This window comes from Streptomyces niveiscabiei (assembly GCF_033794345.1).
Classification (GTDB): domain Bacteria; phylum Actinomycetota; class Actinomycetes; order Streptomycetales; family Streptomycetaceae; genus Streptomyces; species Streptomyces niveiscabiei.
Genome location: NZ_JARAYJ010000042.1, coordinates 24,918 through 43,247, shown reverse-complemented (window position 1 = coordinate 43,247; position 18,330 = coordinate 24,918). Strand labels below are relative to the sequence as shown.

Annotated in this window: 21 protein-coding genes; 8 read left to right on the top strand and 13 right to left on the bottom strand. The window is 72.1% G+C overall.

What is annotated here, in order from left to right; all coding sequences use genetic code 11:
* Positions 1 to 19: 19 nt before the first annotated feature.
* The 5 genes from PV682_RS37365 to PV682_RS37345 all read right to left on the bottom strand — a co-directional run bounded on the left by PV682_RS37365 (position 20) and on the right by PV682_RS37345 (position 3,861).
* Positions 20 to 1,264 (bottom strand): hypothetical protein, encoded by a 1,245-nt coding sequence (locus tag PV682_RS37365; RefSeq protein WP_319736206.1) that lies wholly within the window; start codon positions 1,262 to 1,264, stop codon positions 20 to 22.
* A gap of 77 nt (positions 1,265 to 1,341) precedes the next feature.
* On the bottom strand, positions 1,342 to 2,376 hold the full coding sequence (locus tag PV682_RS37360; RefSeq protein WP_319736187.1) for a hypothetical protein: 1,035 nt from the start codon (positions 2,374 to 2,376) through the stop codon (positions 1,342 to 1,344).
* Between the two features lie 4 nt (positions 2,377 to 2,380).
* Positions 2,381 to 3,034, bottom strand: coding sequence for an LPXTG cell wall anchor domain-containing protein (locus PV682_RS37355; protein ID WP_319736186.1), 654 nt, complete (start codon positions 3,032 to 3,034; stop codon positions 2,381 to 2,383).
* 6 nt (positions 3,035 to 3,040) lie between these two features.
* The gene (locus PV682_RS37350) at positions 3,041 to 3,550 is read right to left on the bottom strand and encodes an ATP-binding protein (protein WP_319736185.1); all 510 of its coding nucleotides are present in this window, start codon (positions 3,548 to 3,550) and stop codon (positions 3,041 to 3,043) included.
* Positions 3,547 to 3,861 (bottom strand): recombinase family protein, encoded by a 315-nt coding sequence (locus PV682_RS37345; protein WP_319736184.1) that lies wholly within the window; start codon positions 3,859 to 3,861, stop codon positions 3,547 to 3,549. Before PV682_RS37345 ends, PV682_RS37350 begins: the two co-directional genes overlap by 4 nt.
* A 212-nt stretch (positions 3,862 to 4,073) precedes the next feature.
* On the opposite strand from PV682_RS37345, the gene PV682_RS37340 reads away from it, so the two are divergent.
* Both PV682_RS37340 and PV682_RS37335 read left to right on the top strand, forming a co-directional pair.
* Positions 4,074 to 4,955 (top strand): helix-turn-helix domain-containing protein, encoded by an 882-nt coding sequence (locus PV682_RS37340; RefSeq protein WP_319736183.1) that lies wholly within the window; start codon positions 4,074 to 4,076, stop codon positions 4,953 to 4,955.
* Positions 4,952 to 5,149, top strand: coding sequence for a DUF397 domain-containing protein (locus PV682_RS37335; protein ID WP_319736182.1), 198 nt, complete (start codon positions 4,952 to 4,954; stop codon positions 5,147 to 5,149). Before PV682_RS37340 ends, PV682_RS37335 begins: the two co-directional genes overlap by 4 nt.
* A 48-nt stretch (positions 5,150 to 5,197) precedes the next feature.
* Here PV682_RS37335 and PV682_RS37330 read toward each other — a convergent pair whose 3' ends face one another.
* On the bottom strand, positions 5,198 to 5,659 hold the full coding sequence (locus tag PV682_RS37330) for an ATP-binding protein (RefSeq protein ID WP_319736181.1): 462 nt from the start codon (positions 5,657 to 5,659) through the stop codon (positions 5,198 to 5,200).
* A gap of 164 nt (positions 5,660 to 5,823) precedes the next feature.
* Positions 5,824 to 6,207, bottom strand: coding sequence for an STAS domain-containing protein (locus tag PV682_RS37325; protein ID WP_319736180.1), 384 nt, complete (start codon positions 6,205 to 6,207; stop codon positions 5,824 to 5,826).
* A gap of 272 nt (positions 6,208 to 6,479) precedes the next feature.
* Between PV682_RS37325 and PV682_RS37320 the strand changes: the two genes are divergently transcribed.
* A complete protein-coding gene (locus tag PV682_RS37320; protein WP_319736179.1) occupies positions 6,480 to 7,370 on the top strand; it encodes an RNA polymerase sigma factor SigF in 891 nt (296 codons plus the stop codon).
* A gap of 6 nt (positions 7,371 to 7,376) precedes the next feature.
* Here the strand turns inward: PV682_RS37320 and hutI are convergent, their stop codons facing one another.
* The 4 genes from hutI to hutU are packed head-to-tail and all read right to left on the bottom strand — an operon-like array spanning position 7,377 to position 12,884.
* Positions 7,377 to 8,609 (bottom strand): imidazolonepropionase, encoded by a 1,233-nt coding sequence (gene hutI / locus PV682_RS37315; protein WP_319736178.1) that lies wholly within the window; start codon positions 8,607 to 8,609, stop codon positions 7,377 to 7,379.
* Positions 8,610 to 8,632: 23 nt separating this feature from the next.
* Positions 8,633 to 9,964 carry a formimidoylglutamate deiminase gene (locus PV682_RS37310; RefSeq protein WP_319736177.1) on the bottom strand — a complete coding sequence of 444 codons (1,332 nt, stop codon included), beginning with the start codon at positions 9,962 to 9,964 and terminating at the stop codon, positions 8,633 to 8,635.
* Positions 9,961 to 11,163, bottom strand: a complete 1,203-nt coding sequence (locus PV682_RS37305; protein ID WP_319736205.1) for an allantoate amidohydrolase — start codon at positions 11,161 to 11,163, stop codon at positions 9,961 to 9,963. The genes PV682_RS37310 and PV682_RS37305 overlap by 4 nt, the downstream gene beginning before the upstream one ends.
* A gap of 56 nt (positions 11,164 to 11,219) precedes the next feature.
* Positions 11,220 to 12,884 carry a urocanate hydratase gene (gene hutU, locus PV682_RS37300; RefSeq protein ID WP_319736176.1) on the bottom strand — a complete coding sequence of 555 codons (1,665 nt, stop codon included), beginning with the start codon at positions 12,882 to 12,884 and terminating at the stop codon, positions 11,220 to 11,222.
* Positions 12,885 to 13,113: 229 nt separating this feature from the next.
* On the opposite strand from hutU, the gene PV682_RS37295 reads away from it, so the two are divergent.
* From PV682_RS37295 to PV682_RS37275, 5 genes are all read left to right on the top strand, one after another.
* The gene (locus PV682_RS37295) at positions 13,114 to 14,457 is read left to right on the top strand and encodes a type III PLP-dependent enzyme domain-containing protein (RefSeq protein WP_319736175.1); all 1,344 of its coding nucleotides are present in this window, start codon (positions 13,114 to 13,116) and stop codon (positions 14,455 to 14,457) included.
* Between the two features lie 140 nt (positions 14,458 to 14,597).
* The gene (locus PV682_RS37290; RefSeq protein ID WP_319736174.1) at positions 14,598 to 14,990 is read left to right on the top strand and encodes a hypothetical protein; all 393 of its coding nucleotides are present in this window, start codon (positions 14,598 to 14,600) and stop codon (positions 14,988 to 14,990) included.
* Positions 14,990 to 15,724 carry a transcriptional regulator gene (locus PV682_RS37285; RefSeq protein ID WP_319736173.1) on the top strand — a complete coding sequence of 245 codons (735 nt, stop codon included), beginning with the start codon at positions 14,990 to 14,992 and terminating at the stop codon, positions 15,722 to 15,724. The genes PV682_RS37290 and PV682_RS37285 overlap by 1 nt, the downstream gene beginning before the upstream one ends.
* Before the next feature lie 34 nt (positions 15,725 to 15,758).
* The gene (locus tag PV682_RS37280) at positions 15,759 to 16,307 is read left to right on the top strand and encodes a roadblock/LC7 domain-containing protein (RefSeq protein WP_319736172.1); all 549 of its coding nucleotides are present in this window, start codon (positions 15,759 to 15,761) and stop codon (positions 16,305 to 16,307) included.
* A gap of 16 nt (positions 16,308 to 16,323) precedes the next feature.
* Entirely contained in the window at positions 16,324 to 16,698 is a 375-nt protein-coding gene (locus PV682_RS37275; protein ID WP_109363654.1) for a roadblock/LC7 domain-containing protein, read from the top strand.
* Between the two features lie 12 nt (positions 16,699 to 16,710).
* Here the strand turns inward: PV682_RS37275 and PV682_RS37270 are convergent, their stop codons facing one another.
* Entirely contained in the window at positions 16,711 to 17,295 is a 585-nt protein-coding gene (locus PV682_RS37270; protein ID WP_319736171.1) for a hypothetical protein, read from the bottom strand.
* Between the two features lie 123 nt (positions 17,296 to 17,418).
* Positions 17,419 to 18,261 carry a MurR/RpiR family transcriptional regulator gene (locus PV682_RS37265; RefSeq protein ID WP_319736170.1) on the bottom strand — a complete coding sequence of 281 codons (843 nt, stop codon included), beginning with the start codon at positions 18,259 to 18,261 and terminating at the stop codon, positions 17,419 to 17,421.
* Positions 18,262 to 18,330: the final 69 nt, after the last annotated feature.

The window sequence follows — 18,330 nt, the reverse complement described above, 5'->3', positions numbered from 1 at the left end:
GGGGCGGCCCTCTCCGTGTCTACCGCGTCTTCCGCTTCGGCAGGAACGTGAACACCGCCCCGCCCAGCAGAACCGCCGTCCCGGCGACCAGGCCCAGCGCCTTCAGGGCGCCGTGGTCCCCGGAGCCGGTGTTCGCGAGGCCGCCGGTGGTGGAACCGCCCGTGGTGGAGCCGCCGCTCGTGGAGGAGCCGCCGGCGGCGCCGCCCTCCTGCTTCTCGGTCGTCAGGGTGAGGGAGACCAGGCTCTGGTCCGGCTCGCAGGTCGTCTTCGTGCCGAGCGCCTCGATGAGCAACTCCCCTGGTGCGAGCGTCGATTCACCGGTCGCGCCGGGTTTGTAGGTGCCCTTCAGGTCGGGGATCTCGATGGGGGCGCCGGTCTTGATCGGGGCGGAGTTCAGGGGCCCTTCGACGTGGACCGTCCCCGAGTCGGCGCCGCCGAGCTTCACCTCCATGGACGGCTTCACCGAGCCGGCCGGGATGTCGGCGGGCGAGTTCATGACCGACTTCTTGAACTGGACGGTGAGGTCGTAACTCCCGCCGTTCTTCTTGGCGTTGATCTGGACGGGCGAGGTCGCCTTCTTCTCGCCGAGCGGTGACTGGCAGGTGTAGGGGACGTCGACGACCTTGCCGGTGAAGTCGGTCGGCTCGTCCGAGGAGGGGGCGGAGACGGAGGGCGAAGGGGACGGCGAGGTCGACGAAGTCCCGGTGGGGCTCGGCGAGTTGCTCGAACTGCCGCTGGGGCTCGGCGAGTTGCTCGAACTGCCGCTGGGGCTCGGCGAGTTGCTCGAACTGCCGCTGGGGCTGGGGGAGTTGCTGCCGCCCCCGGTCACCGTGATCGTCGCGGCCGGCGACACCGCCTGGGTCGGCGCGCAGTTCGTGTTCGTCCCCATCGCGTTGACGACGTACGCGTCCGGCGTCAGCTTCACCTCCCCCGGTGCCGTCAGCTTCAGCGTCCCCTTCATGTCGGCGAGGACCATCGCCCCGCCCTTGGGGATCGCCGGGTTCTCGCGCGGCCCGGTCATCGCCACGTCCCCGCTCTGCGCGCCGGACACCTTCAACGTCCCCGACGGCTGTACGGAGTTGGCGGGCAGGTCGATGATGTCCGGGTTCTTGGACGCGGCCTGCGTGAACTTCCAGACGACGTCCACGGTGTCCCCGGCCTGTGCGGTGGCCGGCGCGGTGATCTGCACCTTGGTGGTCCCGTCGACGGGCGGTATCCCGGCCGGGGGGACGCAGTGGGTGGTGTACGACACCTCGGCGGCCATGGCGGGCACGGCCGCGAGCCCGAACAGCGCGCCCGTCCCGACCGCGACCACTGCGACGGCCGCTCTCCTGGTGGCTCTCACATCATGCCCTTCCTGCTCGGGGTCGTTCGGTCGTCGTGCGGTGCGGAGAGGCGGCCCTGGGTGTCGGGGGAGAACCACGGCAGGGTCGGGCTCGTGGCGGTGGCGCTCGGCGGCGGCTCCGGCCTGCGGATACGCCGGCGCAGGCGCCGTACGGCGCTCCGCCTGCGGTGCGGGCGCGGGCGGACCTTGTCGACGATCGCCATCCCGATGCGGAACAGCGCCGAGGGGACGACGATCGCGGCGAGCGCCCAGAAGAGGACGACGCCCCAGGGCCGGCCCACGTCCCAGGGCCGGTCGGCGAGGACCTTGCCGCCGTACCGCAGGGAGACCGTGTAGTCGCCGTGCGCCCCACTGGCCAGCTCGAACGGCAGCTCCAGGCGGGCGCGTCCGCCGGGCGCGAGGGTGCCGTCCCACTGGTGGTCGTCCCACTGGGGCGCGAACACGCCGTGTGCGGTGCCGACTTGGAAGACGGGGTTGTGGACGGGCGTCGTCCCGGCGTTGCCGACCGTGACGACGAGCTTGCGGGCGGGGGGTGCGCCGAACCAGGTCAACAGGCCGCTGGAGCCCTTGAGCTGAGGGTCCGTCAGGACTTTCAGCGTGCCGGTCGGCGACTCCTGGGGCAGCGGCTTCTCCTCGTGCCCGGCGACCTTCAGGGCGGCGTCGGCCTGCGCCTTGCGGCCGGTGGCCGTCGCGACGTGGACGACGCACGGGCAGGGCACCGGCGGTCCCACGACCGGGAGTTCGCGGCTGAACCTGCCCCGCGCGTCCGTCGTCACGGCCCGGCCGTCCGCGTTGGCACAGGAGTTGGTGCCGCCGAGCACCCCCCTCGCCGGGCTCGACTGCCCGCACAGCAGCAGCGTCAGCAGCGTGTTCGCCGGCCAGCCCGCCCCGCTGACGGTGACCGGACTCCCCTTGCCCGCCTCCGGCTTGCCGAGCTGGACCGTCGGCCCCGACGCCGCCCGCGCCGTCCCCGGCACCGTCAGGCACAGCGCGAGGGCGGCGAGCAGCGCGGCGGCCCTTCTGACGGGCACGGCCCTAACGAGCACGGCGCGTCAGCCACAGGGCGCCGGCGGCGCCGGTCAGCAGGATCGTCCCGCCGAGCGTGCCGAGCGCGACGAAGGAGTCCTCGGGGCCGGTCTGCGGGAGCTGGGGCGCGGGGGTGTCCGGCGCGGGGCCCGAGCCCGCCGTCACGTCCAGCGTCAGGGACGCGCCGGGTGAGTTGGTCGGCGTACACGTCGTCGTCGTACCGAGCGCGACGATGGTCAGCACACCGGGGGTGAACGTGACCTTCCCGGACGCCTTCGGCGTGTACGTCCCGCTCAAGTCGCTGATCTTTATCGGGGTGTCGGCCGGAATCGCCGCCTGATTGGCCTCCCCGGTGACGGTGAGGGTGCCGTTGTCCGCGCCGCCCAGCTTGACGGTGGCCTTCGGCTTCATGGCCCCCGCGCCCAACTCCACCGGGCTGGACGAGACGCCCTTCTGCCACGACATGGTGATGCGGTAACCGCTCCCGCTCTTCACGCCCTTGATGTCGATCGGAGAGACGGCACTCTTCGGTCCGATCGGCGTCCGACAGGCGTAGTTGACGTCGACGACGGCGGCGGAGGCGCCCGGCGCGAGCACCATCACCCCCACCCCGGCGAGAACCGCGCCCGCCGCGAGCACGCCACTCCGTTTCCGCTCGGCCACGATCCCTCACCCCTGACGCCTCATCAGATTCGGTGCGTCAAGGTACGCCGGGCGGCTTGAGGAGGGAAGGGAAACGGCGGTGCGGAGTGTGACGGCGATCTCCGCCCAGACGACTTTGCCGTCCGGCAGCGCGCAGGACCCCCAGCGGGCCGCCACCCCCCGGACCAGCAGCAGCCCCCGCCCGCCCTCGGAATCCGCGTCCGGCACGGCCGGCACGGGCTTCTTCGGCGAGCCGTCCCCCACCTCGACGACCAGGCCGGTGCGCAGGCCGAGCAGACGCACCGTCACGAGGGCGAGGTCGTCCGGGGTGGCCAGGACGGCGTTGGTGACGAGTTCGGAGACGACGAGAAGGGCGTCGTCCTCGACGGGCCGGGCGGGCCACTTGGCGAGGGCGAGGCGGGTGAAGTCGCGGGCCAGGCCCACCGAGGAGGGGGCGGCGGGGAGGGAGAGGCGGTCGGCGAAGCGGGGCCGCTGGGAGAAGTAGAAGGGGACGGTGTCGCCCTGGCCCTGGATCACGCGCGCTCTTCCAGACTCACGACCTCCACGCGGGCGTGCTCGGCGGTCAGGATCATCGCGTCCTGGAGCGCCCGGCTGAAGGCCAGGTCGCGGTAGGACGGCACGAGCAGGTGGTGGGACTCGGCGCGCAGGATGGCCTCGACCGTCTCGGCGAAGGCGTCCACGCGGCCGTCGGCGAACTCGAAGTAGACGGTCGCCAGGGCGAAGCCGTTGGCCTCCGCGTAGACCGTCATGACGTCCTGCTTCCGCTTCACCTCCTCGTCGCTCATGTCGTCGGGAACCCGCATGTAGCCGAAGATCAGCGGCTTCATGGCCCTGCCTCCTTGCCGTCACGCTCACGGACGGTGCTTGTTCCGTCCCCTTTCGTGACGAGTGAAGCACCGTGATAACTCTGGATGCAATGTTTCATTTAGAAAGAATCGCTTCTCGATTCTCGAATTCTTGTACGCCATTGCGTAATGAAACTGCCCGCGCTTACATATCAAGTGCACGGGGTATTCGGACTGTTGGAAGGTGGGGACACGTGACAGGGGTTACCGGCTCGACGGTTCCGCGCAGGCAGCTCGGCCGTCACCTGCGTGAGCTGCGCAATCGCGCACGCCTGACGGCTCGGGCCGCCTCGACCAAGCTGGAGTGGTCGGAGCCGAAGCTGTGGCGCATCGAGACCGGCCAGACGTCCCTGCGCAGCCTCGACGTGGAGGCCATGTGCAAGGTGTACGGGGCGCCCGCCGAGTTGACGCAGGCGCTGATGGGCCTCGCGAAAGAGACGAAGAGCAAGGGGTGGTGGCACTCGTACGGGGATGTGATCCCGGAGTTCTTCGACCTCTACGTGGGGTTGGAGGAGGCGGCTTCCTCCCTCCAGTGGTACGAGTCGCAACTCGTCCCCGGGCTGCTCCAGACACCGGACTACGCTCGCACGTTGATCCGGGCCTACGACCCCGAGCGGGACGAGGAGGAGGTCGAACGGCGAACGCAGGTGTCCATCACCAGGCAGGTACTGCTGACCCGGGTGACGGATGCGCCCAAGGTCGATGTCGTGCTCAACGAAGGCGTGCTGCACTGTCCTGTGGGCAGCCCGAAGATCATGGCCGACCAGTTGAACAGGCTGGCGGACCTGAACGACCTGGACAACGTGAGCATCCGCGTCGTGCCCCACTCCGTGGGCCTGCACAAGGGGATGACGTCCGGCCCGTTCGTCCTCATGCGCTTCCCGACCACCAGTGATGGCCGGGACACCGAACCGCCCACAATCTACGTGGAGGGGTTCACGGGGTCCCTGTACCTCGACAAACCCCATGAGATCGAGCGCTACGACACGGCGTTCAAGGACATCTGGGGCTCGGCGCTGGACCAAGCGGGCAGCACGAGCCTCTTCAAGAGGGCAGCGAAGGAGCAAGGAAAGTGAACAGTGCCGACCTGACAGGCGCGGTCTGGCGCAAGAGCACCCGTAGCAACGGCAATGCGAACTGCGTCGAGGTCGCCTTCCTCGGCAACGGACAAGTCGCCGCGCGCGACACCAAGCACGACGGTCAGGGTCCCGCCCTGGTCTTCACGGCCGGCCAGTGGGCCGCCTTCACGGGCGGTGCCAAGCGGTCGTAGGCGAGTCGGAGCGCGCCCGGTCCCCCGGTGGGCCGGGCGTGCTTCGCGTTACGCGGGTGCCCCCACCTCGGCCCACACCGTCTTGCCGGAAACCCCCTGCGCCCGTACGACCCCCCAGTCGAGGCACAGGCGCTGCACGATGAACATGCCGTGTCCTCCGGGCCGCCCCGCGCGGTGCGGGGTGCGGGGGGCGGGCTGGCCGGTGCCCCGGTCCGCGACCTCGACCCGGATGACCTTGTTGTCGCAGGAGAGGCGGATCTCATCGGGGCCCCCGGCGTGCAGGCACGCGTTGGTGACCAGCTCGGAGACGACGAGGAGCACGTCCTCGGCCGCCGCGCGGCGGTCCGCGCCGGACGCCGGGAGCCAGCCCCACGCGTACAGCGCCTGCCGGGCGAAGTCCCGGGCGAGCGGTACGACGCCGCTCGCGCCGTCGAGACGCAACCGCCGGACACCCTCGCCGGACGGCTCGTCGCCGGACGGCACAGGCACAGGGGGCCGGGTGGTGCTCATCAGCGCTTCACCTCACCAGTTTGACCGGTTCCAGAGGCACCAGGTCGTTCTCAGGGCCGACGGCACCCGCTCCCGCGCGGGTTCGTACACACGTGCCGCCGACATGTTCACGAAGTCTCCTGCCCGGCGCGGCGTACGGAACACACTCCGGCGGGCGGGCAGTCTCAGCCGTCGGCGGCGGGGCCGGGCAGCGCGTCGGCGACCGTGGCGTGAACGGTGAAGACGGCCTCGGCGCCGGTGATCTCGAAGACCCGGGCGACGACCGGCTGCATCCCGGCGAGGTGGACGCCACCGCCGGTGGCCTCCGCCTTGAGGCGGGCGCCGAGCAGCACGTTCAGCCCGGTGGAGTCGCAGAACTCCAGCCGTGAGCAGTCGATGACGAGACGGCTGAAACCCTTCGCCAGACACGCGTCCAGAGGTTCGCGCAGCAGCTCCGCGGTGTGGTGATCGAGCTCACCCGAGGGGGTGACGACCGCGCTGGAGCCCTCTTCCCGCACCTCCACCAGCAGCCGGCCCGACTGTGCGCTGCCGACCGTCCCGTGGTCCATGCCGTCATCTCTCCCGAGGTCGTCGCCGCGTACCGATGCTCTCGAACACTACGCCTTGTACACCGGCCCCGGACACCCGAACAACCGCACCAAGCTTGACAAAAAGGACATATGATAGTTGCGGTGGGGTCGGGGAAGCAGGTAGGGCTAGTAGGAAGCCCCGTTTCCCGGGGAAACGATCCGGACGGCCTCGGAGGCGCCGCACACCGCAGTCCACATGTACTGGCTCCGGCAGCCATTCGCCACACCTGCCGAGAACGATGGAGGACGACATGTCACCCCGGCTCGACGCATCCCGGCCCCCGACGGCGGCGTCGACACCCCCACCGGAACAGCTTGATCCCCACGACCTCGATCCCCTCGCGGATCTGCCCGACATCCCCCCGTACGACGAGATCGGCGCGGTCGACGCCCGCGCGCTGTCCAAGACGCTCTTCACCCGCCTCGAAGCCCTCGAAGAGGGCACCCACGAGTACGCGTACGTCCGCAACACCCTCGTCGAGCTGAACCTCGCGCTCGTCAAGTTCGCCGCCTCGCGCTTCCGCTCCCGCAGCGAGCCGATGGAGGACATCGTCCAGGTCGGCACGATCGGGCTGATCAAGGCCATCGACCGGTTCGAGCTGAGCAGGGGCGTCGAGTTCCCCACCTTCGCCATGCCGACGATCGTCGGCGAGATCAAGCGGTTCTTCCGGGACACCTCCTGGTCCGTGCGCGTGCCGCGCCGGCTCCAGGAACTGCGGCTCGAACTCGCCAAGGCGGGCGACGAACTCTCCCAGCGGCTCGACCGCTCCCCCACCGTCGCGGAGCTGGCCGAGCGGCTCGGCATCTCCGCCGACGAGGTCGTCGAGGGAATGGCCGCGTCCAACGCGTACACCGCCTCCTCCCTCGACGCCCAGCCCGACGAGGAGGAGACCGAGGGCGCGCTCGCGGACCGGATCGGGTACGAGGACCACGGGCTCGAAGGCATCGAGTACATCGAGTCGCTGAAGCCCCTGATCGCCGAACTCCCGCCCAGGGAACGGCGGATCCTGTCGCTGCGCTTCGTCGCCGGGCTCACGCAGTCGGAGATCGGGGAGGAGCTGGGGATCTCGCAGATGCATGTGTCGCGGCTGCTGGCACGGACGCTGGTGCGGCTCAGGAAGGGACTGACCGTAGAGGAGTGACTCCGGTCATACCTCTTGTGTCCCTTTCCGCCACACCCCCTTCACCAACGGCACCCCCGGCCGGTACGCCAAGTGCACGTGGCTCGGGGCGTCCAGGAGGATCAGGTCCGCCTGGGCGCCCGGGGTCACCCGGCCCACGTCCGTACGCCGCAGCGCCGCCGCCCCGCCCGCCGTCGCCGACCACACCGCCTCGTCCGGCGTCATCCCCATGTCCCGTACGGCCAGCGCGATGCAGAACGGGACCGAGGACGTGAAGGACGACCCCGGGTTGCAGTCCGTGGAGAGCGCGACCGTCGCCCCCGCGCCCAACAGGCGCCGCGCGTCCGGCCATTCGGCCCGCGTCGAGAACTCCGCGCCCGGCAGCAGGGTGGCCACCGTGTCGCTGTTGGCCAGCGCGTCGACGTCCTCGTCCGTGAGGTGCGTGCAGTGGTCCGCGCTCGCCGCGTCGAGCTCCACGGCGAGCTGGACGCCCGGCCCGTACGTGAGCTGGTTCGCGTGGACGCGGGGGTGGAGGCCCTTTTCCTTGCCCGCCGTGAGGATCGCCCGCGCCTGGTCGCCGTCGAAGGCGCCCTTCTCGCAGAAGACGTCCACCCAACGGGCGTACGGGACGCAGGCGTCGAGCATCTCGCCGGTAACCAGAGCCACGTACGCGGCGGGGTCGTCGGCGTGGTCCGGGGAGACGATGTGCGCGCCCAGGTAGGTGACCTCGTCGGTGTGGCGCGCGGCGAGGCGCAGGGCGCGGGACTCGTCCTCGACGGTCAGGCCGTAGCCGGACTTGGTCTCCATCGTGGTCGTGCCCTGGCGCAGGGCCTCGGCGAGGTAGCGCGTGAGGTTGGCCTCCAGCGCCTCGTCGGTGGCCGCGCGGGTCGCGGCGACCGTCGTGCGGATGCCCCCGGCGGTGTACGGCCGTCCTGACATGCGCGCGTTGAACTCGGCGGTGCGGTCGCCCGCGAAGACGAGGTGCGAGTGGGAGTCGACGAAGCCGGGGAGGACGGCCCGGCCGCCCGCGTCGACCCGATTGTCAGTGGCGGGTGCTTTGCTGGTCTCACCGGTCCACACGATGCGGTCGCCGTCAATGACGACGGCCGCGTCCTGGATCAGTCCGAGTGGGGAGTGGTCGCCCAGGGAGGGGTCGTTGGTGACAAGAGTGCCGATGTTCGTGATGACGGTCGTCGTACCGGTCGTGCTGTTCGCCTGGTTCGGCCCGATGGGGCTGCTCGGCGTGGTGGGGGCGTTCATGGCGTCCTCGTGGGTTGCGAAGGTCAGGAGCGCAGGTCGGCGACGGCCGCCGCGAGAGCTCGCGGGACGTCCGGTACGGCCTGGTGGGCCCCGTCCCGTACGACGTGCCGGCCGCCCACGACCGTATGGCGGACATCTGCCGCCGACGCGGCGAATACGGCCGTCTCCGCGCCCAGCCGCGGCAGCGGGCCCGCGGTTCTGACGGAGTCGAGGGCGATCGTCGTGAAGTCCGCGAGGGAGCCGGGGGCGAGGGTGCCGCAGGTGTCCCAGCCGAGCGCGGCGTGGCCGTCGGCCGAGGCCGCCCGCAGGAGGGCGGCGGCCGTCCAGTGGCCCCGGGTGCGGGTGCGCAGGCGCTCGTCCAGCTCCATCGCCCGCGCCTCCTCGAAGAGGTCGATGACGGCGTGGCTGTCGGAGCCGAGCGAGAGCGGGGAACCGGCTCGCTGGAGGGCTGCGGCGGGTCCGATGCCGTCGGCCAGGTCGCGTTCCGTCGTCGGGCACATGCAGGTGCCGGTGCCCGAGCCGCCGATCAGGGCGATGTCGTCCGCCGTGAGGTGGGTGTTGTGGACGCCGGTGGTGCGGGCGCCGAGGACGTCGTGGTCGGCGAGGAGCTGCGTGGGCGTGCGGCCGTGGGCGGCCTCGCAGGCGTCGTTCTCGGCGGTCTGCTCGGAGAGGTGGACGTGGAGGGGGGCCCGGCGATCCTGGGCCCAGGCCGCGACGGTCGCGAGCTGGTCCGCCGGGACCGCCCGGACCGAGTGGATCGCCGCGCCGATCCGGGCGTGATCCTGTTCCTTGAGTTCTGCACAGCGTGCCGCCCAGCTCTCCGCGTCGCCGTCGGAGAAGCGGCGCTGGTGCCGGTTCGGGGGCTCGCCGAAGCCCGCCGACAGGTAGCAGGCGTCCAGCAGCGTGATCCTGATCCCGGCGTCCGCCGCCGCCTGGATCAGGGCCTCGCCCATCGCGTTGCGGTCGGCGTACGGGGTGCCGTCCGGGGTGTGGTGCACGTAGTGGAACTCGCCGACCGTCGTGATCCCGGCGAGCGCCATCTCCGCGTACACCGCCCGCGCCAGCGCGTGGTACTTCTCCGGGGTGAGCCGGTCCGCGACGCCGTACATCACCTCGCGCCAGGTCCAGAACGTCCCGGACCCGACCTGGACCGTGCCGCGCAGGGCCCGGTGGAAGGCGTGGCTGTGCGCGTTCGCCAGGCCGGGGAGGGTCAGGCCCCGCAGCACCTCGGCGCCCGGGGGCGGCGCCTCGACGCCCTTGTGCACGGCCGTGATCCTGCCGTCGGCGACCTCCAGGGCCACGCCCGGTTCCACCGCCGGGTCCAGCCAGGCGTGCTCCAGCCAGTACGTCGTCATGCGCGGGCCAGCCCTTCCAGTACGTCGGCGAGCGCCTGCACCCCGGCCACGCAGTCGTCCTCCGTCGCGGACTCCGCCGGGGAGTGCGAGACGCCGGTGGGGTTGCGCACGAACAGCATGGCGGTCGGGACGCGTCCCGACAGGATCCCGGCGTCGTGTCCCGCGCCGGTGCCGAGGACGGGGACGGTGAGGCCGGTGTCCTTGCCGAGGATGCGGGCCAGCTCGTCGCGCAGGGCGTGGTCGAACTCCACGACCGGCGTGAACGACTCGCGGACGACGTCCAGTTCGACGCCGTGTTCCCGCGCGTACGCCTGCGCGGCCCTCTCGATGCCGGTGACCACCGTGTCGAGGGTCTCCTGTCCGGCCGCGCGGGAGTCCAGCCAGCCGCGTACGAGCGACGGGATCGCGTTGACGCCGTTCGGCTCGACGGAGATCTTTCCGAACGTGGCGACAGCGCCGGCGAGCCGCGCTTCCCGGCGTGCGGCGAGCACGGTCTCCGCGTACGGCAGCATCGGGTCGCGCCGGTCCACGAGGCGGGTCGTGCCCGCGTGGTTGGCCTCGCCCCGGAAGTCGAACCGCCAGCGCCCGTGCGGCCAGATGGCGCTCGCGATGCCGACCTGGTCCCCGGAGAGGTCCAGTGCCCTGCCCTGCTCGACGTGCAGTTCGACGAAGGCGCCGATGCGGTCGAGGCGCTCGCTGTCGGCACCGATGCCGTCGGGGTCGTACCCGGCGGCTTCCATCGCCTTCGGGAGGCTGATCCCGTCGCCGTCGACCAGCTGATGGGCCTGCGCGAGGGTCAGCTTCCCCGAGGTGAGCCGGGACCCGACACAGGCCAGCCCGAACCGGGCGCCCTCCTCGTCCCCGAAGTTGACGATGCCGAGGGGCTTGCCCAACTCGACACCCCGCGCCCGCAGTTCATCGAGCGCGGCGAAGGAGGACACGACCCCGAGCGGCCCATCGAAGGCCCCTCCATCGGGAACGGAGTCAAGATGCGACCCGGTGACGACAGCGTCCCCGATGGCCGGATCTCCGAGCCAGGCCCACTGATTCCCGTTCCGATCAACCTCGTACACCAGCCCCCGCAGTTCCGCCTGCTCCCTGAACCAGACCCGGCAGTCGGCGTCGGCGGGGGTCCAGGCGAAACGCCGGTAGCCGTGGGAGTCGGGGTGGCGCCCGATGGGGTGGAGCTGGCGCCACATCTCCTGGAAGGAGGGGGGCGTCGCGGACCTCGGCAACACGGACGAACCTCCGTCCCTCACGCGTCCCCGCCTTCGCGCATCGGGATGCGTACGCCCCGCTCGTCCGCCACCGACTCCGCGATGTCGTAGCCCGCGTCGACGTGGCGGATGACGCCCATGCCGGGGTCGTTCGTGAGGACGCGGCGGATCTTCTCGCCTCCCAGTTTCGTGCCGTCGGCGACCGTGACCTGGCCCGCGTGGATCGAGCGGCCCATGCCGACGCCGCCGCCGTGGTGGAGGGAGACCCAGGAGGCGCCGGAGGCGACGTTGACCATGGCGTTGAGGATCGGCCAGTCGGCGATGGCGTCGGAGCCGTCGAGCATGGCCTCGGTCTCGCGGTAGGGGGAGGCCACCGAGCCGGTGTCCAGGTGGTCGCGGCCGATGGCGAGGGGCGCTGCCAGCTCGCCGCTCGCGACCATGTCGTTGAAGCGCTCGCCGGCCTTGTCGCGCTCGCCGTAGCCGAGCCAGCAGATGCGGGCGGGGAGTCCCTGGAAGTGGACGCGTTCGCCGGCCATCTTGATCCAGCGGGCCAGGGACTCGTTCTCGGGGAAGAGGTCGAGGATCGCCTTGTCGGTCTTCGCGATGTCGGACGCCTCGCCGGAGAGCGCGGCCCAGCGGAAGGGGCCCTTGCCCTCGCAGAAGAGGGGCCGGATGTACGCGGGGACGAACCCGGGGAACGCGAACGCGCGGTCGTACCCGGCGAGCCTGGCCTCGCCGCGGATGGAGTTGCCGTAGTCGAAGACCTCGGCGCCGGCGTCCATGAAGCCGACCATGGCCTCGACGTGCCGGGCCATGGACTCGCGGGAGCGGGTGGTGAACCCGGCCGGGTCCTTCGCGGCGTAGGAGGCCATGTCGTCGAAGTCGACGCCGACCGGGAGGTAGGCGAGCGGGTCGTGGGCGGAGGTCTGGTCGGTGACGATGTCGATGGGGGCGCCCTCGGCGAGCATCTGCGGGAGCAGCTCGGCGGCGTTGCCGAGGAGGCCGATGGACAGCGGCTTGCGCTGGTCGCGGGCCTCGGTGGCGAGCCGGAGCGCGTGGGCGAGGTTGTCCGCCTTCACGTCCAGGTACCGGTGCTCGATCCGGCGCTCGATGGCACGCGGGTCGCAGTCGATGCAGATCGCGACGCCGTCGTTCATGGTGACGGCGAGCGGCTGGGCGCCGCCCATCCCGCCGAGCCCGGCGGTGAGGGTGATCGTCCCGGCGAGGGTGCCGCCGAACTTCTTCGCGGCGACGGCGGCGAACGTCTCGTACGTCCCCTGGAGGATGCCCTGCGTGCCGATGTAGATCCAGGACCCGGCGGTCATCTGGCCGTACATGGTCAGCCCGAGGGCCTCCAGGCGGCGGAACTCCTCCCAGTTCGCCCAGTCGCCGACGAGGTTGGAGTTGGCGATGAGGACGCGCGGCGCCCATTCGTGGGTCTGCATGACGCCGACGGGCCGCCCGGACTGGACGAGCATGGTCTCGTCCTGCTTGAGGGTCGTGAGCGTGCGGACCATCGCGTCGAAGGAGCGCCAGTCGCGCGCGGCCTTGCCGGTGCCGCCGTAGACGACGAGCTTGTCGGGGTGTTCGGCGACCTCGGGGTCCAGGTTGTTCTGGAGCATCCGCAGGGCGGCTTCCTGCTGCCAGCCCAGGGTGTTCAGTCCGGTTCCGCGGGGGGCTCGAACGGGCCGGGGTCCTGACATGGGCTGCCTCCTGGGACACGTCATCGATATTCCGGTTCTATTCACATCCTGGCTAGCTGAATAGAACTAGTCAATAGGGCGGGGAACCGACACGCACGCCGTACGGGTGTTTGGCTGGAAGGAGGGGCACACCCGGGCGCGAGCCGGGGCATGCTCCGGCCGACGAAGACACCGGTACCGGACCACCTCGACGGGGGCTGATGTGCGGCAGGCGGCAGACAGGCAAGCGGTGGACGACGCACGGGCGGCGCGCCGGGACGACGCGGTCCGCGCGGCGGTGGAGCAGGGCCTGCTGGGCCCGGACGCCCCGCTCGTGGGCCTCCTGGACGTCACCGGCATCAGGGAGTCGGCGGCGGAGCTGACGGCCGCGTTCGACGCCGTCGTGGCCCCCGGCACCCCGGTCCTGCACGCTTTCGCCGTCAAGGCCACCCCTCTGGTGCCGGTCCTGCGCCTGCTGCGCGAGGCCGGCCTCGGCGCCGAGGTCGCGAGCCCCGGCGAACTCGCCCTCGCGCGCGCGGCGGGGTTCACCCCGGAGACGACCGTACTGGACTCCCCCGCGAAGACCCCGGCGGAACTGCGCGAGGCTCTCGCCCTGGGCGTCGCGGTGAACGCGGACAACCCGCAGGAGCTGGCCCGTATCGACGCACTGCGGCGCGAGACGCCGGGCGCCTCCCCGATCGGCCTGCGCGTGAACCCGCAGGTCGGCGGCGGCACGATCGAGTCGACCTCGACGGCCACCCCCACCTCGAAGTTCGGTGTCGCCCTGCGGGACGAGGGCGCGCGCGAGTGGGTGATCGGCGCGTACGCGGAGCGCCCGTGGCTGACCCGCCTGCACGCGCACACCGGCTCGCAGGGCGTACCGCTGACCCTGATGGCGCGCGGCGTGGCGGAGGCGTACGCGCTGGTCGAGGAGATCAACCGGCGCGTCGGCCGCCGCCAGATCGACACCGTGGACATCGGCGGCGGCCTGCCGGTGAACTACGGCTCGGAGGAGACCGCGCCGACGTACGCGCAGTACGCCCGCCTGCTGAAGGAGGCCGTGCCGGGCCTGTTCGCCGGCCGGTACGGGCTGGTCACCGAGTTCGGCCGCTCGCTGCTGGCCAAGCAGGGCACGGTGGTGGCGCGCGTGGAGTACGCGAAGAGCGCGGGCGGCCGGCGCATCGCGGTGACGCACGCGGGCGTCCAGGTCGCGACCCGGACCGTGTACATGCCGGGCTCGTGGCCGCTCAGGATCGCCGCGTACGACGCGAAGGGCCGCGCCAAGGGCGGCCCCGAGACCGTGCAGGACGTCGCGGGGCCCGCCTGCTTCTCGGGCGACCTGCTGGCGCGCGGGCGTTCGCTGCCGCTGCTCGAACAGGGCGACTACGCGGCGGCGCTGGACACGGGCGCGTACTACTTCGCCCACCACTACGCGTACAACTCCCTTCCCCGGCCCGCGATCTACGGGTACGCGCCCGGCGCGGACGGCCGTACCGGGTTCGCGCTCGTCCGCGCCGCCCAGACGACGGCGGAGATCCTCGCCGAGGCCGGCGGGGCGTACGGCGACGCGCTCACCACCCTGGGCGTTCGATAAACCCGAAAAGCAGGCAAACTCACCCACCCTAGCTTGCCGTTGGCATTTTCACCGGGAAAATTCCAAACACCTCACCCGTCGCACACACGGTCTGTAGCGTCTCCCTCACTCAGCCGTAACCGAGGCGGGAGGGGTCCGCGGTGCCCGGAATCGACGAGTGTCTGCTGGAGGCCATGCGCCTGCCCGGAGCCCGGGGCGCCGCCCTGGTCGACTGGACCAGCGGTCTCGCGCTGGGCTGTGTCGGGGAGTTCCCCGGCGGGGACGCGGAGGCGGCGGCCACGGAGGCCGCGGAGCTGGCCCGACTCGCCGCCGAGCAGCGGGTGTTCGCGCCGGAGTCCGGCGAGGGCGACGACGACCCCTCGGTCGAGGACCTCATCATCAGCAACCGCGACAGCTACCACCTCCTGCGCTTCGTCCGCACCGACTTCGACAGCAGCGTCTTCCTGCACGTGTGGCTCGGCCGCCGCGACGGCAACCTCGCGCTCGCGCGCATCCGGCTCGAAGAGATGGCCGGGAAGCTGGTGCTGGGGTGATGGCCGTCGTGGCGCCGCTCCCCGTCCGCGAGCACGTGACCGGCGCGGTGGCCCCGCTCCTCGCCCGGCTCGCGGCCGAGGAGGCGAGCGGGGTGCTGACCCGGGACAGCGGCGCGCTGCACCTGGTCCGGGGGCGGGTGGTGTACGCCGAGAGCTCGGCGGCGCCGGGCCCCGAAGCCCTCCTCGGCACCCGCGAGAACCTCCAACTCCTCGTCCGGGACGGGCGGTTGCCGCGCGGCGCCGCGGAACTCTCCCTGCTGGGGGCGCTCTTCGACGCCGCGTACTTCACCCTCACCCCGGGCGACGCCCCCGCCCGCTTCCGGTACGACCACACCGGGTACGACCCCGGCCCCGTACAGCCCGTCGACGCCGGGCTCCTGGACCGCGAGACACGCCGGCGCCGGGCCCTGCTGGACCGGCTCTGGCCGGACGGCCGTACGGACGACGCGCCCCTGCGCCTCGTCGACCCCCACCCCCCGCCACGCCGGCTCCCCGCGCGCAGGCGTGCCGTCCTCGCCGAGGTCGACGGGGAACGCACGGCCACCGGGATCGCGCACCGGCTCGGACGGCGGGCGTTTCCCACGCTGCTGGACGTACGGCGGCTCGCGGCGGCGGGGCTGGTGACGGCGGCACCGCTCGCCCCGCCAACTCCCGTACCCGGCACGGCGGTTCCGGACGACGACCCCCAACTCGCCCTGCTGAAAAGGCTGAGAGATGCGCTGGAGGCCCTTTGAGCGGCAGCGACCGCAGCCCGAGAGGACGGACCTGATGGATGCTCACGAGGCCGGGATACTCGACGAGTTGAGGCGGCTGAGGGCCTCCGTGCCCCAGCTCACCGGCGCGCTCGCGGCCAGCGTCGACGGGCTGGTGCTCGCCGCGGACACGCCCGGGGTCGAGCCGGAGGGGGTCGCCGCGCTCACCGCCGCCGCGCTCGGCGTCGCCGTACGCCTCACCGACGAGACCGGGCAGGGGGAGCTGCGCGAGCTGCTCGTGCGCGGGGTGTACGGGTACGTCGCCACGTACGCCGCCGGCGAGTCCGCCGTGCTGACGCTGCTGGCCCAGGACCGGGTGAACGTGGGCCGGCTGCACCTCGAAGGACGGCGGACCGGCGCCCGGATCGGGGAGTTGACGGACGCGGCGGCCAAGGAGAACGCGGCGGCGAGGACGCGGGCCGCGAAGAAGACCAGCGCGAAGAGGACCAGTACGCCAGGGGCGGCCGAGAGCACGCCCCTCCCCGAGCTCCCCCCACTCCCCCCACTGCCCGCCCGACCGGCGCGCACCCCCACCGACGACACGCGTGCCACCACCGAGAGTTGAAAGGAACCCAACGACCATGGCCAACACCGAGACCGCCCTCAAGGAAGCCCTCGCGTCCATCGAGGGGGCCACCGCCGTCGCCCTCGTCGACTACACGAGCGGCATGGCCCTCGGCACGCTCGGCGGCAGCAAGAGCTTCGACCTCAACGTCGCCGCCGCCGGCAACACGGACGTCGTCCGCGCGAAGATGCGGACGATGGAGCACCTCGGCCTGAAGGGGCAGATCGAGGACATCCTCATCACCCTCTCCGACCAGTACCACCTCCTGCGCCTCCTCAGCGGGCGCGGCGGCAACGGGCTGTTCCTGTACCTCGTGCTGGACTCGAAGCGGTCCAACCTGGCGATGGCGCGGCACCAGTTGAAGCGGATCGAGGAGGAGCTGGAGGTCTGAGAGGCGTACGCCTCAGGCTCCGGCCGTGGTGCGGCGGCGCGCTCCTCCGGGGGCCGCGTCGCCCGCCGCGACGCCTGTCGTGCGGTACGCCTTCACGGCCTTGCCGGCCGGGGCGCCGCCGTATCGGCCGAGCCAGTCGACCCGTACCCACAGGAGCTCCCCCTCGGTCCGTTCCCGGCGGCCCAGCCAGGCGGACTTGAGGCGCAGGCCGGTGCCGTAGCCGGCGACGAGCAGGCCGGGGGCCGCCGGTACGGCGAAGGAAGCGGTGATCGCGAGGGCGAGGGCGAGGAGGAGCCACCAGCGGTTGCCGTGGCGCCAGTTGCGTACGGTGACCGCGCGGTCCTGGAGCACGTCGTGCCTGCCCGCGCGCGCGGCGCCCCGGGCGAGGGTGACGTACCGCTTGCGCCGGGCGTACGCCGTGACGGCGGCGGCGACGATGAACAGCGCGGCGCCGGCGAGCACCCCGATCCGCCGCCCGGTGATCCCGGGCACCAGCACTCCGACCCCCGCGGCGAACACCCCGCACCACCACCACGGCCCGGCCCCCGCCCGCACGACGACGGCGACCCGCGCCAGCCCTTGTCCCCCACGCACCATGCCACTCGCCTCCTCGTCACCGACGCCCTTGCCCGGCGGAAGCTACCGAGCGAACGTGAGACGAGTCTGAGAGCGGGCGGGGTTACGCCCGCCGCCCCGGGAGACGGGTGCACCCGCCCCGCCTCACTCCACGAACAACCCCCGCGCCACCGCCCCCGCGTCGAACTCCTCCAGCCTCGCCTGCGCGTCCGGCAGGTCGTCGCACATCGCCTCCAGCAGCACCCGCCCCAGCAGCATCGGCGCGCAGGCCGTGTCGAAGGCCAGCCCGGTGCCCACGGCCGCCGGAAGCAGGAGGTCCGACGCCTTGGCGACCGGCGCGAACGCGGAGTCGGCGACGGTGACGACCGTGAGGCCCGCGCTCTTCGCGTACGTCAGGGTGTCGAGGACCTCCTTCGGGTGACGCGGCAGCGCGAAGCACAGCAGCGCGCTCGCCCCCGCGCGGACCGCCGCGTCGATGCGGTCCTGGAGCATGGAGCCGCCCTCGTCGAGGAGCCGGACGTCGGGGTGGACCTTGGCGGCGAAGTAGGAGAACCCGTACGCCTGGGAGGCCGCCGCGCGCAGGCCGAGGACCGGCAAGGGGCGGGAGGCCGCGAGGAGTTGCCCGGCGCGCTGGACGGGCGCGGGGTCGGCGAGGAGCTCCGCGAGGTGCCGGAGGTTCTCGATCTCGGCCTCGACGGCCTGCTGGTAGGCGTTGTACTCCCGCGAGGAGGCGGCCCGGTCGCCCGGCGCGACCTCGCGGAGGTGGCGCCGCAGGGCGGGGTACCCGTCGAACCCGAGGGCCACGGCGAACCGCGTCACCGACGGCTGGCTCACCCCCGCCAGCTCCGCCAGCTCGACGCTCGACAGGAACGGCACGTCAGCGGCCCGCCGGACCATGCTGTGCGCGATCCTGCGCTGTGTCGGCGTGAGCCGGTGCCCCTCGAAGAGCGTCTGGAGCCGGGCGGCGGGGCCCTCGGACACGCTCATTCTTGTGCTCCCCCTGCCTATTCAGGCTGCATGGTTCCTGCATGTTGTTATACACCCGGGGCGGAGGGC